The sequence below is a fragment of the Streptomyces sp. NPDC026589 genome (genome assembly GCF_040638385.1).
Taxonomy (GTDB): domain Bacteria; phylum Actinomycetota; class Actinomycetes; order Streptomycetales; family Streptomycetaceae; genus Streptomyces.
On the sequence record NZ_JBEZYG010000011.1, the window covers coordinates 223,496 to 238,286 of the forward strand.

At 72.4% G+C, this 14,791-nt stretch carries 12 protein-coding genes and 1 riboswitch; of the genes, 8 read left to right on the forward strand and 4 right to left on the reverse strand.

Translation table 11 applies throughout. From position 1 onward, the window contains the following. Positions 1-16: 16 nt before the first annotated feature. On the reverse strand, positions 17-661 hold the full coding sequence (locus AB0F29_RS20745) for a response regulator transcription factor (protein ID WP_097963578.1): 645 nt from the start codon (positions 659-661) through the stop codon (positions 17-19). Beyond that, positions 661-2,049, reverse strand: coding sequence for a sensor domain-containing protein (locus AB0F29_RS20750; RefSeq protein WP_361873997.1), 1,389 nt, complete (start codon positions 2,047-2,049; stop codon positions 661-663). Before AB0F29_RS20750 ends, AB0F29_RS20745 begins: the two co-directional genes overlap by 1 nt. Positions 2,050-2,184: 135 nt before the next feature. Here AB0F29_RS20750 and AB0F29_RS20755 point away from each other — a divergent pair, with 135 nt between their 5' ends. From AB0F29_RS20755 to otsB, 3 genes are all read left to right on the forward strand, one after another. Next, complete coding sequence (locus tag AB0F29_RS20755) at positions 2,185-3,015, forward strand: ABC transporter ATP-binding protein (protein WP_361873999.1); 831 nt, start codon at positions 2,185-2,187, stop codon at positions 3,013-3,015. Beyond that, on the forward strand, positions 3,009-5,834 hold the full coding sequence (locus AB0F29_RS20760) for an FtsX-like permease family protein (RefSeq protein ID WP_361874001.1): 2,826 nt from the start codon (positions 3,009-3,011) through the stop codon (positions 5,832-5,834). Before AB0F29_RS20755 ends, AB0F29_RS20760 begins: the two co-directional genes overlap by 7 nt. 157 nt (positions 5,835-5,991) lie before the next feature. Then, positions 5,992-6,843 (forward strand): trehalose-phosphatase, encoded by an 852-nt coding sequence (otsB, locus tag AB0F29_RS20765; protein ID WP_361874003.1) that lies wholly within the window; start codon positions 5,992-5,994, stop codon positions 6,841-6,843. 83 nt (positions 6,844-6,926) lie between these two features. On the opposite strand, the gene AB0F29_RS20770 is transcribed toward otsB, so the two are convergent. Further along, positions 6,927-8,339, reverse strand: coding sequence for a trehalose-6-phosphate synthase (locus AB0F29_RS20770; protein WP_361874005.1), 1,413 nt, complete (start codon positions 8,337-8,339; stop codon positions 6,927-6,929). A gap of 64 nt (positions 8,340-8,403) precedes the next feature. Continuing rightward, positions 8,404-9,354, reverse strand: coding sequence for a glucosyl-3-phosphoglycerate synthase (locus AB0F29_RS20775; RefSeq protein WP_361874107.1), 951 nt, complete (start codon positions 9,352-9,354; stop codon positions 8,404-8,406). Between the two features lie 154 nt (positions 9,355-9,508). Beyond that, positions 9,509-9,636: riboswitch (SAM riboswitch) on the forward strand. A gap of 19 nt (positions 9,637-9,655) precedes the next feature. Between AB0F29_RS20775 and thrC the strand changes: the two genes are divergently transcribed. The 5 genes from thrC to AB0F29_RS20800 all read left to right on the forward strand — a co-directional run bounded on the left by thrC (position 9,656) and on the right by AB0F29_RS20800 (position 14,749). Beyond that, a complete protein-coding gene (thrC, locus tag AB0F29_RS20780; RefSeq protein ID WP_361874007.1) occupies positions 9,656-10,957 on the forward strand; it encodes a threonine synthase in 1,302 nt (433 codons plus the stop codon). Positions 10,958-10,986: 29 nt separating this feature from the next. After that, positions 10,987-11,265 (forward strand): MoaD/ThiS family protein, encoded by a 279-nt coding sequence (locus AB0F29_RS20785; RefSeq protein WP_003967347.1) that lies wholly within the window; start codon positions 10,987-10,989, stop codon positions 11,263-11,265. A gap of 448 nt (positions 11,266-11,713) precedes the next feature. After that, positions 11,714-11,920, forward strand: a complete 207-nt coding sequence (locus AB0F29_RS20790) for a cold-shock protein (RefSeq protein ID WP_003967346.1) — start codon at positions 11,714-11,716, stop codon at positions 11,918-11,920. Between the two features lie 377 nt (positions 11,921-12,297). After that, complete coding sequence (gene groL / locus AB0F29_RS20795) at positions 12,298-13,920, forward strand: chaperonin GroEL (RefSeq protein ID WP_265600218.1); 1,623 nt, start codon at positions 12,298-12,300, stop codon at positions 13,918-13,920. Positions 13,921-14,626: 706 nt separating this feature from the next. Next, the gene (locus tag AB0F29_RS20800) at positions 14,627-14,749 is read left to right on the forward strand and encodes a keywimysin-related RiPP (protein WP_018958807.1); all 123 of its coding nucleotides are present in this window, start codon (positions 14,627-14,629) and stop codon (positions 14,747-14,749) included. The last annotated feature ends 42 nt before the right edge of the window (positions 14,750-14,791 follow it).

Below are 14,791 nucleotides of genomic sequence, written 5' to 3' on the forward strand. Positions count from 1 at the left end.
GGGAGAGGTGGCGGGCTCAGCCGCGCAGGAACGCCAGGACCGCGAGCACCCGGCGGTTGGTGGCGTCCGAGACGTCGAGGTCGAGCTTGGCGAGGATCGACCCGAAGTGCTTGCTGACCGTGCCCTCGCCGACGTGCAGGGCCTCGGCGACGGACGCGTTGGACCGGCCCTCGGCCATCAGCGCGAGCACCTCCACCTCGCGGGCGGTGAGCCGGGCGAGCGGGTCGCGGCGGCGCCGGATCAGCTGCCGTACGACCTCGGGGTCCACCACCGTGGCGCCCTCGGCCACCCGGCGCAGCGCGTCGGCGAACTCCTCGACGTGGCCGATGCGTTCCTTGAGGAGGTAGCCCACCCCCGTACCGTCCGAGGCGTCCAGCAGGTCCTCGGCGTAGGTGCGCTGGACGTACTGGCTGAGCACCAGCACCGGCAGCCCCGGCAGCTTCTCGCGCAGCCCGACCGCGGCCCGCAGGCCCTCGTCCGAGAAGCCGGGCGGCATCCGGACGTCGGTCACCACGATGTCCGGGCGGTGCTCCAGGGCGGCGGCCGTCAGCTCATCGGCGGTGCCCACCGCGGCGAGGACCCGGTGCCCGAAGCGTTCCAGCAGGCCGACCAGGCCCTCGCGCAGGAGCACGCTGTCCTCGGCCAGTACGACGCGCAGCATCAGGTCCTCGAATCCGCGGGCGGGCAGGGAACCTCCAGCCGGAACACCGTCGGCCCCCCGGGCGGACTGGACAGTAGCAGGGTGCCGCCCAGCACCGAGAGGCGATCGGCGACGCCCTGGAGGCCCGTCCCGCCCCCGCCCCCGAGCCCGTCGTCCTCGGCGCCCGCCGTCCCGCCCAGCCGCGCGCCTCCGTGCCCGTCGTCCTCGACCTCCACCGTCAGCCACTTCCGCACGGTCGCGCCGGTCACCGTCACGCGGCTCGCCCCGCTGTGCTTCGCCACGTTCGTCAGCGCCTCGCTGACCGCGAAGTAGACCGCGGTCTCCACGGCCCCGGGCAGCCGGCCCGGTACGGCCATGAGCACCTCGACCGGGACCGGCGAACGGTCCGCCAGATCCTCGACGGCGGCCTCCAGGCCCCGGTCGGTGAGGATGTGGGGGTGGATCCCGTGGATCAGCTCGCGGATCTCCACCAGGGCGACCGACGCCTCCTCGTGCGCCCGGTCCAGCAGCCCGCCCAGCGGTTCGGCGGGTCGCTCCAGCCGGGCGAGGCCCAACGTCATGGAGAGGGCCACGAGCCGCTGCTGCGCCCCGTCGTGCAGGTCGCGCTCGATACGGCGCCGTTCCGCCTCGAACGCGTCCACCAGCCGCGTCCGCGACCGGTCCAGCTCCGCGATCCGGGAGTCGAGCGCGGAGTCCGGCGGCGAGAGCAGCGTCCGGGTCAGTACGGCCCGGCCCCGGACCACCACCCCCAGCGGCCAGGTCAGCAACGGCAGCAGCACCACCCCCGCCAGCAGCACCGCGAACGCCTCCGGCCAGGAGTCGGCGAGCCAGAGCTTCAGGACCCGCGCCTCCCCGTCCCCGCCCGCCGCCATCATCACCGGCGTCCCGATCAGCCCGCCGCACACCAGCAGTACGCTGCCGACGGCCAGCGCCTCCAGCGGCCACAGGACGAACGCGAAGAGCAGCGCGTACGCCAACTCCCGCCAGGTGCACCGCTCCTGGAGCCGGGTCCGCAGCCAGGACGTCAGGCCCGGCTCGGGCGGGTCGCGGTGCGGGTCGAGGAGGGGGGCCGGGTCGATCAGCCGGAGCCTGCGCCGCTCCAGCGCGGCCAGCGGAATCCCGGCGAGGACGAGCGTCAGCAGCAGCGGCACCCCGATGACGAGGACGGTCAGCGCGCTGCCCACGACAGCCAGCAGGAGCAGCGCCACCAGCGTCGTGACGCCGAGGGGCACGCTGGTCAGGAGGTAGAGCGCGGCACGCCACGGCCGGCCGCCGAGGAGCCGGCGGGACAGTGCCCGTGGCAGGGCTCGGGGGATGGCCTGGCGGGTGGCCCGGGGGTGGGTGGGCCAGGGCTCCGGCGACGAAGGCGGCGGGCTGGGGGAGAGCATGCCGGGCACGCTACGAGACCGTCCCCCGGGCGGGCCACCCCGTTCTCTGCCCCTCCCATGGTGGAGCTGGCTCCACCATGGGAGCCCCCTCTCGCTGCGATGTGCCGTGCGAGCGCCGCCGGTTGAGTGGACCCCATGAATCCAGCAGCAAGCCCCGACCGGGTACCGGCCGTTCGGCTCCGGTCCGTGACCCGCTCCTACGGCCGCGAAGGCCGCGAAGGCCGCGAAGGCCGCGAAGGCCGCACGGTGAAAGCACTCGACGACGTCAGCCTGACCATTCGCCGAGGCACGTTCACCGCGGTCATGGGGCCCTCCGGCTCCGGCAAGTCGACGCTCCTGCACTGTGTCGCGGGCCTGGACCGGCCGACCGGCGGCCGGGTGCTGCTGGGCGACACCGATCTGACCGGGCTGAGCGAGGCCCGGCTGACCCGGCTGCGCCGGGGGCGGATCGGCTTCGTCTTCCAGGCGTTCAACCTGCTGCCCTCCCTGACCGCAGCGCAGAACGTGGCCCTGCCCCTGAGGCTCGCCGGCCGACGGCCGCGCAAGGCCGAGGTCCTCCACGCGCTGGACCAGGTGGGGCTGCGTGACCGGGCCGGCCACCGGCCCGGCGAGCTCTCCGGCGGCCAGCAGCAGCGGGTGGCCATCGCCCGCGCCCTGGTGACCCGGCCCGAGGTGCTCTTCGGCGACGAACCGACCGGAGCCCTGGACTCCACCGCCGGGCGCGTGGTGCTCGGCCTGCTGCGCGCGATGACCGACGAGGGGCGCACCGTGATCATGGTGACCCACGACCCGGTCGCCGCCTCCTTCGCCGACCGGGTCGTCTTCCTCGCCGACGGCCGCATCCGGGACGAGCTGGACGCGCCCACGGTGGAGCGCGTCGCCGCCCGCATGGCGGCGGGCGCGGCCCCGGCTTCCCGGACAGCCCCGTCGACTCTCTCCGCCTCCCCGGCGGTGGTCCCGTGCTGATGCCGGCACTGAACGGGATGCGCACGCGCTGGGTCACCTTCGTCGGGTCGTTCGTCGCCCTGGCCCTGGGGGTGGGCCTGATCGCGGCCACCGGACTCGCCCTCGCCGCGACGTTCGACGCCCCGGAGCGGGGGCCCGAACGGTTCGCCGCCGCCCCCGTCGTCGTCCGGGCCGCCGATCACCTGCGGGTCGACACCCCGACCGGGACCCGGAGCAAGCCGCTCGACCACCCCGGACCGGTCAGCCCGCGGACCGCCGACCGACTGGCCGCCCTCGGCCGCACGGTGGAGGACCGGACGTTCCCGGCGGACGTCACGGCGCCTCGTACTGGCCCGGACGTCACGGCTGTTCGTGCCGGCCCGGACGCCGAGGAGCCGCCAACCGGCCCCGACGCCACCGTTGCCCGTACCGGCGCCGACGCGACGGGGCCGCGTACCGGTCCGGAAACCACGGCTGTTCGTACCGGCCCGGACGCCGAGGAGCCGCCAACCGGCCCCGACGCCACCGTTGTCCGTACCGGCGCCGACGCGACGGGGCCGCGTACCGGTCCGGAAACCACGGCTGCTCGTGCCGGCCCGGACGCCGAGGAGCCGCCAACCGGCCCCGACGCCACCGTTGCCCGTACCGGCGCCGACGCCAGGGAGCCCCGTACCGGCCAGGACGCCGACGTCCGGGTCGGGCACCCGTGGCCGGTCGCCGCCGCGGCCCCGTACCGCCTCACCTCGGGCCGCGCCCCCGCCGCCCCGGGCGAGATCGTCGTCACCACCCGGCCCGGCGGCGGCGCCCCGCTCCGTACCGGTGACCGCGTATCGGTCCGCACCCCGGCCGGGAGCACCCCCCGGACCGTCGTCGGCACCGTGGCCGGCCGGGGCTTCGAGGACGCCGTCTTCTTCACCGACGACGAGGCCGCCCGGATCTCCCCGGACATCGACGCCCTCGTCGTGCACGCCGACGCCACCGCCGTACGCAGGGCGCTCGGGCCGGACAGCGGCATGGACGTCCTCACCGGCCACGACCGCCGTCGCGCCGACCCCGACCCCGACCGCGACGCCCGGGCCCTGGTCTCCGTCAACGCCCTGCTCGGCACCGCCGCGGGCATCACCCTGTTCGTCTCCGCCGCCGTCGTGGCCTCGACGTTCTCCTTCGCCGTGGCCCAACGGCGGCGGGAGTTCGGCCTGTTGCGCACGGTCGGAGCGACGCCCGGCCAGATCCGCCGTACGGTGTGCGCCGAAGCGGTCCTCGTCGGCGTCCTCGCCTCGGCCGCGGGCGTGTGGCTCGGAGCCGGGGCCGCGCCCCTGCTCGTCGGCCGGATGACCGAAGCGGGCCTCGCACCGCCCTGGTTCGCCCTCGGCGACGCCTCCTGGCCGCTGCACACCGCCTTCTGGACCGGAGTGTTCGTCGCCACGGCAGGGGCGCTCGTCTCCTGCCACCGGGCCGGGCGCACCGCCCCGACCGAGGCGCTGCGCGAGGCGGCCGTCGACAGCCGCGTCATGCCGGCGAGCCGCTGGGCGGCCGCCGTCCTGGTCCTGCTCGCCGGACTGGGCCTGCCCGCACTGGCGTTGGCCGTCGACCCCGGCGATCTGCTCGGCCGCAAGTCCTACATCACCCGGCCCATGCTCCTCGTCGTCGGCCTCGCACTCCTGGCCCCCGTCCTGGTGCGCCCCGTCGGCCGGCTGCTGACCTGGCTGCCCGCGCGGCTGCCCGGCGCCACCGGCGTACTCGTCCGGGAGAACACCGCCGCCGGGGCGCGCAGGACCGCGGCCGTCGCCGCGCCCGTCCTCATCACCGTCGCCCTCGCCACCACCCTGACCGGCACCGTCGCCACCCTGGAGGAGGCCAGGGCCACCGAGGCGCGCACCGCCACGACCGCCGACTTCGTGGTGACGTCGGGACAGGAGGGCCGGCCGCTGGCGCCCGCGTTCGTGGAGCGGGCGCGGGCCGTCGAGGGGGCCGTGGTCAGCGTCTCGCGGTCCACGGCCGTCACCGTCCTCGAAGAGGACACGGCCCTCGTGACCTCCGAGGCGCGCGCGGTCGACCCCGCCCGGCTGGCCGCCGTTTCGGAGCTGCCCGTGACGGCGGGCCGGCTCTCCGACCTCGACGACGGCGCGATCGTCGTCAACGAGGAGTGGCTGACCACGCGGGTCGGCGACCGGGTCACTATCTGGCTGGGCGACGGCCGCAAGGCCTCGCTGCGGATCGCCGCCGTCCTGGCCACCGGCACCGGCGACAACGGCGTCTACGTCACCCGGCGCAACGCCGGGGGCGCGGGCGTCGACCGGATCGACGTCAAGGTCGCCGAGGGCGCCGACCGGCGGGCCGTCGCCGCCGCGCTGCACACCGCCGGGACCGCCACCGGTACGCGGGTGACGACCCGGGCGGAGTGGCTGGCCGCGAACGGCCCGGGGACGAGCGACCAGACCAGGACCGGGCTCCGGATGATCCTCGGCATCGCCCTTCTCTGTACGGCGACGGCCCTGGCCAACACTCTGGTCATGGCCACCTCCGACCGGGTCCGCGATCTCGCCGTGCTCCGTCTCGCCGGAGCCACCGTCCCCCAGGTCCTGCGGCTCGTCGCGGCCGAGGCGGTGGCGGCGGTCGGTGTGGGCGCCGTCCTCGGGGGCGCGGTCGCGGCGGTGAACCTGCTGGTGGTGTGGGGTGCGCTGGTGCTGCTGGGCGTCGTGTCCGCCGTCGTGGTGCCCTGGGGAACGCTCGGCCTCGTCGTCGCGGCCGCCGCGCTCCTGGCCGCCGTCTCCGCCGTCCTGCCCGCCTCGCTCGCCCTGCGCACCCGGCCGGTCGAACTCGCCGGCGCCCGGGAGTAGCCCCGTCGGCTGCTCACCGGCGCCCGGGAGACGTCCGTCGTCGCCGACTGCTCACCGGCACTGCGAGGAGTCGTTGCCGGACCCGTGACGCCCGTGAGCAGCCGACGACGCCTTCACAAGGCTCGTGATCAACCCGTCCAGGGCATAGGCTCGCCCCATGGGCAGCCACTCCGCACATCTGCCGAACCCGACCACCCCGGCCGGCCGCGAGGGGCTCGACGCCGTTCTCGCCCGGCCCGACCGCGCGGTCGTCGCCCTCGACTTCGACGGCACGCTCGCCGACATCGTCCCGGACCCCGAGCAGGCCCGCGCCCACCCCGGCACGGTGGCCGCGCTCGCCGCGCTCGCGCCGAAGGTCGCCGCCGTCGCCGTGATCACCGGCCGCCCGGCGGGCGTCGCGGTGCGCTACGGAGGTTTCGCGGGCGTTCCCGGACTGGAGCACCTCGTCGTGCTCGGGCACTACGGCGCCGAACGCTGGGACGCCGTGACCGGCACCGTGAACACCCCCGCCCCGCACCCCGGCGTCGCCGCCGCCCGGGCTGAACTCCCCGGCGTACTGCACGAGTTCGACTCCTGGCGCGGCACCTGGATCGAGGAGAAGGGCCAGGCCGTCGCCGTCCACACCCGGCGCGCCCAGGACCCGCAGGCCGCCTTCGAGACGCTGCGCGGCCCCCTCGGCGAGCTGGCCGCCAAGCACGGTCTGATCGTTGAACCGGGCCGCCAGGTCCTGGAGTTGCGCCCGCCCGGGATGGACAAGGGCGTCGCGCTCGGCAGGTTCGTCGCGGAGCTGGACGCCGAGTCCGTGATCTACGCCGGCGACGACCTCGGGGACCTCGCCGCGTTCGCGGCGGTGGAGAAGCTGCGGACCGAGGGCCCGGACGGCATCCCCGGCCTCCTGGTGTGCAGCGGCAGCGCCGAGGTGCCCGAACTGGCCGAGCGGGCCGACCTGTCGGTGCCGGGCCCGGCCGCCGTGGTCGCGTTCCTGGCGGCGTTGGCCGAGCGGCTCTGAGCCGAGTCGAGCGACTCCGAGTCGAGTCAAGCGGCCCTGAGCAGAGTCAAGCGGCTCTGAGCAGAGTCGGGAGACCGGCCGCCTCACCCCTGCCGCAGCGCCTCCAGCTGGTCCAGGAACCACTGCTGGGGCGGCAGCGCGGTCGCCGCCTCGGCCAGGCGTTTCGTGCGGCCGGACCGCTCGTCGGCGCTCATCGTCAGCGCCTCGTGCAGGGCCTCCGCCGTGCCCACCACGTCGTACGGGTTCACCACGATCGCGTCCTCGCCCAGCTCCTCGTACGCCCCCGCCTCCCGCGACAGCACCAGCGCGCAGCCGTGGTCGGAGACGACGGGGACCTCCTTGGCGACCAGGTTCATCCCGTCGCGGATCGGGTTGACCAGAGCCACGTCCGCCAGCCGGTACGCGGCCAGCGAGCGTGCGAAGTCGTCCTTGACGTGGAGCACGACCGGCGTCCAACTCTCGGTGCCGTACGCCCCGTTGATCTCCGTGGCCAGGGTCTGCACCGCCGCCGTGTAGTCCCGGTAGACGGCGAGGTCCTGCCGGGAGGGGTAGGCGAAGGCGATGTGCACGACGCGCTCGCGCCACTCGGGGTGGGCGTCCAGCAGGGCCCGGTACGCGTGCAGGCCGCGCACGATGTTCTTGGACAGCTCGGTGCGGTCCACCCGGACGATGGTCTTCCGGCCCTCGCCCACCTGCTCCCGCAGCGCTGCCATCCGCTCGTCCACGTCGGCCTCGTGCGCGCGCCGGCGCAGGAAGTCCGCGTCGGCCCCCAGGCCGTGCACCCCGATCCTCGTCCGGCCCGTGCCGCCGAGGATCTCCGTGCAGCAGCCGATGAACGCGTCCGCCCAGCGGCGGGTCAGGAACGCGGCCCGGTCCGCGCCGAGGATGCCGCGCAGCAGCTGCTCCGCGATGTCGTCGGGCAGCAGCCGGTAGTAGTCGACGGGTGCCCACGGGGTGTGCGAGAAGTGACCGATCCTGAGGTCCGGGCGCAGCTCCCGGAGCATGCCGGGGACCAGGGCCAGGTGGTAGTCCTGCACGAGGACCGACGCCCCGGGGCCCGCCTCCTCGGCGAGCGCCTCGGCGAAGGCCCGGTTGTACGTCTCGTACGAGCCCCACCGGCGGCGGAACTCCGCGTCGAAGACCGGCTCCACGGGCGTCTGGTAGAGCAGGTGGTGGACGAACCACAGCACCGAGTTGGCGATGCCGTTGTACGCGTCCGCGTGTACCTCGGCGTCGATGTCGAGCATCCGCACGCCCGTTTCGCCGACCCCGCGCCGCACCGCCTCGCGGTCCCCGTCGCCGAGGGCCGCGCAGACCCACAGCTTGTCGTCGACGGCGCTCAGTCCGGAGACGAGACCTCCGCCGCCGCGCTTGGCGTCGAGCGTCCCGTCCTCGCCGAGCGTGTACGAGATCGGGCCGCGGTTGGACGCGACGAGGACCTGGGCGGTGGAGGCGGCCGCGGGTTCGGGTTCGTGTTCGGCGTGCTCGGAGACCATGTAGCGGAACCTAGCCCGTTCGGGAAGCCCCCAAACGCCTCAGGGCTTCATGCGGCCCACCGCCTCACGCCGCGTGGCGCTCCGCGTACTCCGCGATCTCCCGCATCGGCGGCCGCTCCTCCGTGTCCACCGCATGGGTGCGGGGTACGAAGCCGCCCTCGCCGCGCTCGAACTGGGTCAGCGCGGGCCGCACCAGATGACCCCGGGAGAGCCGCAGCTGCGCCGTGCGGTAGATCGCCGCCGCCATCCGGCCCAGCGCCTGCCCGTCCTGGTGGCGGTGTCTGCGCACGCCGACGTCGACCTGGCCCAGCGCGTCCAGGCCCACCGTGTGCAGCGCGTCGACCAGCAGGCCCAGCTCCACTCCGTAACCGACCGGGAACGGCAGCCGCTCCAGCAGGGACCGCCGCACCGCGTACTCGCCGCCCAGCGGCTGCACGAACCCGGCCAGCTGGGGCCAGTGCAGATTGAGCAGCGGGCGCGCCACCAGCTCGGTGACCCGACCGCCCTGACCTGCGCTGTCGCCGAGCGGGCGGTCGTACATCGCCTTGACGAACTGGAGGGACGGGTCGGTGAGCAGCGGTCCGACCGTGCCCGAGACGAAGTCCGCGGAGAAGTCCCTGAGGTCGGCGTCGACGAAGCAGACGATCTCGCCGCTCGTCACCAGGAGTGACCGCCACAGCACCTCGCCCTTGCCGGGCAGGGCCGGGACGCGGGGCAGGATCGCGTCCCGGTGGACCACCCGGGCACCCGCCGCCCGGGCCACGGCGGCGGTGGCGTCGGTGGAGCCGGAGTCGATCACCACGAGTTCGTCGACCAGCCGGACCTTCTCCATCAGCTCCCGGCGGATCGTCGCCACGATCGCGCCGACCGTGGCCTCCTCGTTCAGCGCCGGCAGCACCACGCTCACGGACGTGCGGTGCGGATCGGCGTCCCGGGCGTCGGTGAGCCGGTTCAGCGGGCGGTCGCCGGACGACCAGGAACGCCTGGTCAGCCAGCGTTCCACCTCTTCGAGCACGGTCGGCACTCCCTGTGTGTGATCCATCTCGCGGTTCGGACGACTATCTCAACGGTCCGGTGCTTCGGTTACAGTCTTGAACAACGCGTATCGCCGTCGCATGTCGGGGTCGGAGCGCGCATAAACGCCTGGATCGAAGATCCAGCGCCATAAGAGCTCATCCAGAGGGACTGAGGGAACGGCCCGTTGAAGTCCCGGCAACCCTCCTGCCGACCGCGAGGTCACGGTGGGGAAGGTGCCAATTCCGTCTTGCGGCGAAATGCGTCGTAGGGAAGATGAGGAGAAAGGGACCTCCGCCATCATGGCTGTTCAGACCGTTGCAGGTAGCACCGCTTCTTCCGCCCCGGCCGTCGATCTCGGCCCCGCCGCGGCGCTTTCCTGCCGCGAGTGCGGCGAGCGTTTCGAGCTCGGCCCCCTTTTCGCCTGTGCGTCCTGTTTCGGGCCGCTGGAAGTGGCCTACGACCTGCCCACGGGCTCCCCGGAGGAGCTGCGCAAGCGCATCGAGGCCGGCCCGAACAACATCTGGCGCTACGCCCCGCTGCTGCCGGTGCCCGCGGACGTCGCGGAGAAGCCCAACATCAACCCCGGCTTCACCAAGCTCGTCAAGGCCGACAACCTCGCCCGTGAGCTGGGCGTCACCGGCGGCCTGTACGTGAAGGACGACTCCGGCAACCCGACGCACTCCTTCAAGGACCGCGTCGTCGCCATCGCCGTCGAGGCCGCCCGCGCCTTCGGCTTCACCACCCTCTCCTGCTCCTCCACGGGCAACCTGGCCGGAGCCGTCGGCGCCGCCGCCGCCCGGGCCGGACTGCGCTCCTGTGTGTTCATCCCGCACGACCTGGAGCAGGGCAAGGTCGTCATGGCCGCGGTGTACGGCGGTGAGCTGGTCGGCATCGAGGGCAACTACGACGACGTCAACCGCTTCTGCTCCGAGCTCATCGGCGACCCGCTCGGCGAGGGCTGGGGCTTCGTCAACGTCAACCTGCGCCCGTACTACGGCGAGGGCTCCAAGACGCTGGCGTACGAGATCTGCGAGCAGCTCGGCTGGCGGCTGCCCGACCAGATCGTCATCCCGATCGCGTCCGGCTCCCAGCTCACGAAGATCGACAAGGGGTTCCAGGAGCTGATCAAGCTCGGCCTCGTCGAGGACCGCCCGTACAAGATCTTCGGCGCCCAGGCCGAGGGCTGCTCCCCGGTCTCCGCCGCCTTCAAGGCGGGCCACGACGTGGTGCGCCCGCAGAAGCCGAACACCATCGCCAAGTCGCTGGCCATCGGCAACCCGGCGGACGGCCCGTACGTCCTGGACATCGCCCGCCGCACCGGCGGCGCGGTGGAGGACGTGACCGACGAGCAGGTCGTCGACGCGATCAAGCTGCTGGCGCGCACCGAGGGCATCTTCGGCGAGACGGCGGGCGGCGTGACGCTCGGCGTGACGAAGAAGCTCGTCGAGGCGGGCGTCATCGACCCGACGCTCACCACCGTCGTCCTGAACACCGGCGACGGCCTCAAGACGCTGGACGCGGTCTCCGCGACCTCGCAGGCCACGGCGACCATCAAGCCGAGCCTGGACGCGTTCCGCGCCGCGGGCCTCGCCGCCAGCTGATCACCAGAGACTTCAGGAAGGCACCCACCATGAGCGTCAAGGTCCGCATCCCCACCATCCTCCGTACGTACACGGGCGGCCAGGCCGAGGTCCCGGCGGAGGGCGCCAAGCTCTCCGAGGTCATCGAGTCCCTGGAGAAGGACCACCCGGGCATCGCTGCCCGTGTCCTGGACGACCAGGGCAAGCTGCGCCGCTTCGTGAACGTGTACGTCAACGACGACGACGTGCGCTTCGAGGGCGGCCTGGACGCGGCCACGCCCGACGGCGCGGGCGTCTCGATCATTCCCGCCGTCGCCGGCGGCTGCTGAACCGCTGAGGGCCCGTCCCGCTCCACGGCGGCCCATCGCACCTCTGTGTGACCACAGTTGCCCCCTCCGCGAGAGAAGCGGAGGGGGCAATTCTGTATGGTTGAGCACGGTACAGTTGGGGAAGCCCCGCCCGCTGCCCGTGCCGCCCGCATATGTGAATGCGCCCGGACCCGATAAGAAGCAGCCAAAGTGCGTGAACCTCTTGCGGCATAAGTGCCCTTTGTCTGGCCCGACTTGCCCGTAAATCTCAGCAAACCCGCATATTCGCGTGTTCTGCTGTGCCCAGAATTCTCGTCTGATTGACCTGTTGCAGAGGGCAGTTGGGCGGATACATTCGGCCGCGGTCGACGCGCTGCGGCGCCGCACACCCTCTCCTGTCGGGGGTGAGTTCCGACCCGGGTCCGCGAAGTGCGGTCCCGTGCAAGGGCCAGTAATAGGGGAGTTAGGCATGGCTCAGGGCACCGTCAAGTGGTTCAACGCGGAGAAGGGGTACGGCTTCATCGCGGTCGACGGTGGTGCGGATGTTTTCGTCCACTACAGCGCGATCCAGATGGACGGGTACCGCACCCTCGAAGAGGGTCAGCGAGTTGAATTCGAGATCTCGCAGGGCCAGAAGGGGCCCCAGGCCGACATGGTCAAGCTCGCCGTCGGCTGAGCTCGGCGCGGTCGTCCGACGACACTACTCACGCACGCAGGGCCCGGCCCCCGGATCAGGGGACCGGGTCCTTCGTGCGTCCCGGGGGCCCTGTCGGGAGGCGCGCCGCCGCCCGCCGCCGCCCGCGTCCGATGCGCGGCGCCGCCTGCCTCCGACGCGCGCCGCTGTCCACATCCGGAGAGGGACGCTTGCACTCGCAGGGGTCGAGTGCTAATCATTGGCGTTAGCACTCTCCAGGTGAGAGTGACAGAAACTTGGACCGGGCCGGTGAGGCCCGCAGGCGCGGTGGGGCAAGGAACCACCACGCAGGCAGGCCGTCCGTCGCGGGCGCCTCTCGGTCCGGAGAAATCCACCCCTGTCCGGGAGGACCACTTCACATGGCCAAGATCATCGCGTTCGACGAGGAGGCACGGCGCGGTCTCGAGCGCGGGATGAACCAGCTCGCCGACGCCGTCAAGGTCACCCTCGGCCCCAAGGGCCGTAACGTCGTCCTCGAGAAGAAGTGGGGCGCGCCCACGATCACCAACGATGGTGTTTCCATCGCCAAGGAGATCGAGCTCGAGGACCCGTACGAGAAGATCGGTGCGGAGCTGGTCAAGGAGGTCGCCAAGAAGACGGACGACGTCGCCGGCGACGGTACGACCACCGCCACCGTTCTGGCTCAGGCTCTCGTCCGCGAGGGCCTGCGCAACGTCGCCGCAGGCGCCAACCCGATGGCCCTCAAGCGGGGCATCGAGAAGGCCGTCGAGGCCGTCTCCGCCGCGCTGCTGGAGCAGGCCAAGGACGTGGAGACCAAGGAGCAGATCGCTTCGACCGCCTCCATCTCCGCCGCCGACACCGAGATCGGCGCCAAGATCGCCGAGGCGATGGACAAGGTCGGCAAGGAAGGCGTCATCACCGTCGAGGAGTCCCAGACCTTCGGTCTGGAGCTTGAGCTCACCGAGGGTATGCGCTTCGACAAGGGCTACATCTCGGCGTACTTCGCGACCGACATGGAGCGTATGGAGGCGTCGCTCGACGACCCGTACATCCTGATCGTCAACTCGAAGATCGCCAGCGTCAAGGACCTGATCCCGCTGCTGGAGAAGGTCATGCAGTCGGGCAAGCCCCTGCTGATCATCGCCGAGGACGTCGAGGGCGAGGCGCTCTCCACCCTGGTCGTCAACAAGATCAAGGGCACGTTCAAGTCCGTCGCCGTCAAGGCTCCGGGCTTCGGCGACCGCCGCAAGGCCATGCTCGCGGACATCGCCATCCTCACCGGTGGCACCGTGATCTCCGAGGAGGTCGGTCTCAAGCTGGAGAACGCCGGCCTGGACCTGCTCGGCCGTGCCCGCAAGGTCGTCATCACCAAGGACGAGACCACGATCGTCGACGGCGCCGGTGACAGCGACCAGGTTCAGGGTCGCGTCAAGCAGATCCGTGCCGAGATCGAGAACTCCGACTCGGACTACGACCGCGAGAAGCTCCAGGAGCGTCTGGCGAAGCTGGCCGGCGGCGTGGCCGTCATCAAGGCCGGCGCCGCCACCGAGGTGGAGCTCAAGGAGCGCAAGCACCGCATCGAGGACGCGGTGCGCAACGCCAAGGCCGCCGTCGAGGAGGGCATCGTCGCCGGTGGTGGCGTGGCTCTGCTCCAGGCCTCGGCCGTCTTCGAGAAGCTCGACCTCACGGGCGACGAGGCGACCGGCGCCAACGCCGTGAAGCTCGCGCTGGAGGCCCCGCTCAAGCAGATCGCCGTCAACGGTGGTCTTGAGGGTGGCGTCGTCGTGGAGAAGGTCCGCAACCTGCCGATCGGTCACGGCCTCAACGCCGCGACCGGCGAGTACGTGGACATGATCGCCGAGGGCATCATCGACCCGGCGAAGGTCACGCGCTCCGCTCTGCAGAACGCCGCGTCCATCGCCGCGCTCTTCCTCACCACCGAGGCCGTCATCGCCGACAAGCCCGAGAAGGCCGGCGCGGCCGCCCCGGGCGGCATGCCGGGCGGTGACATGGACTTCTGATCCGCCGCGGAGTCCCGGGCCCGCCCGGAAGCCCCTCCGGCTGATCGAAGTTCGCCGTACGTCCCACAGGGGCGGTATCTCCTTCGCGGAGGTGCCGCCCCTGTGGCGTTCCCCGACGGGCCGATGCGCGCCGCCGCGTGCCGAGGCATGCCGACGCGTGTCGCCGCGGGCCGATGCGTGCCGCCGCGGGCAGCCCGGTGTGCGGGTGCATGGCCGAATGGCTACTTGCCGCGTCCTTCCCGGTGAGGCACCACGTGCCGGCGCGGTGGCGCCGTTCACGGGGGCGCGCCCCCGACCCCTGAGGCAGGGCGGACGTGGAGCCGCCTGGAGGACCGTCCCGGCTGGTTCCCCGCTGCCCCGGTGGGCCGCTCCCTCTCGTGGCAGCTCACCGCCCGGTCCGGCGACCGCAGCCGGTCAGTGGTCCAGTCCACCTCGCGTCCGCACCCTGGTGGTGTGCGACTGCACATGGCGCCCGGCCGACGTCCCCGGCCCCGGTGGAGACGGTCCGGAGCGGCCCGCCCCGGACCTCGCCGCTCGCGCTATCCAGCCAACTTCGGATGGTAAGTCGGAATCATGCGTACCGGCGGGACTGCGGGACATGATGGCTCTCGTGTTCACGTGGTGAACACCAGTCGCATAAACAACTTCCGTTATGCGGAATCCACTTGGGCATAACGGACGTCAACCGCACAGAAGGGAAGGTGTCATGAAGCTGCGGAAGAAGGCTTACGTGAAGCCGTCGCTGTTCAAGCAGGGCGACTTTTCGAAGAAGACCGCCGGTTACTTCTACGGCTCGTACAAGGAGTACTGGGTCCGTCGCATCAGCTGACCCGGCCCCCGGCCTCCTGTGCGCTGTATGAGAACTTCCGGA

Excerpts from the sequence above, each read along its gene's own strand:
- AB0F29_RS20745 (WP_097963578.1), bottom strand. The coding sequence starts at position 661 with ATGCTGCGCGTCGTACTGGCCGAGGACAGCGTGCTCCTGCGCGAGGGC.
- AB0F29_RS20750 (WP_361873997.1), bottom strand. The coding sequence starts at position 2,049 with ATGCTCTCCCCCAGCCCGCCGCCTTCGTCGCCGGAGCCCTGGCCCACC.
- AB0F29_RS20755 (WP_361873999.1), top strand. The coding sequence starts at position 2,185 with ATGAATCCAGCAGCAAGCCCCGACCGGGTACCGGCCGTTCGGCTCCGG.
- otsB (WP_361874003.1), top strand. The coding sequence starts at position 5,992 with ATGGGCAGCCACTCCGCACATCTGCCGAACCCGACCACCCCGGCCGGC.
- AB0F29_RS20770 (WP_361874005.1), bottom strand. The coding sequence starts at position 8,339 with ATGGTCTCCGAGCACGCCGAACACGAACCCGAACCCGCGGCCGCCTCC.
- thrC (WP_361874007.1), top strand. The coding sequence starts at position 9,656 with ATGGCTGTTCAGACCGTTGCAGGTAGCACCGCTTCTTCCGCCCCGGCC.
- AB0F29_RS20785 (WP_003967347.1), top strand. The coding sequence starts at position 10,987 with ATGAGCGTCAAGGTCCGCATCCCCACCATCCTCCGTACGTACACGGGC.
- AB0F29_RS20790 (WP_003967346.1), top strand. The coding sequence starts at position 11,714 with ATGGCTCAGGGCACCGTCAAGTGGTTCAACGCGGAGAAGGGGTACGGC.
- groL (WP_265600218.1), top strand. The coding sequence starts at position 12,298 with ATGGCCAAGATCATCGCGTTCGACGAGGAGGCACGGCGCGGTCTCGAG.
- AB0F29_RS20800 (WP_018958807.1), top strand. The coding sequence starts at position 14,627 with ATGAAGCTGCGGAAGAAGGCTTACGTGAAGCCGTCGCTGTTCAAGCAG.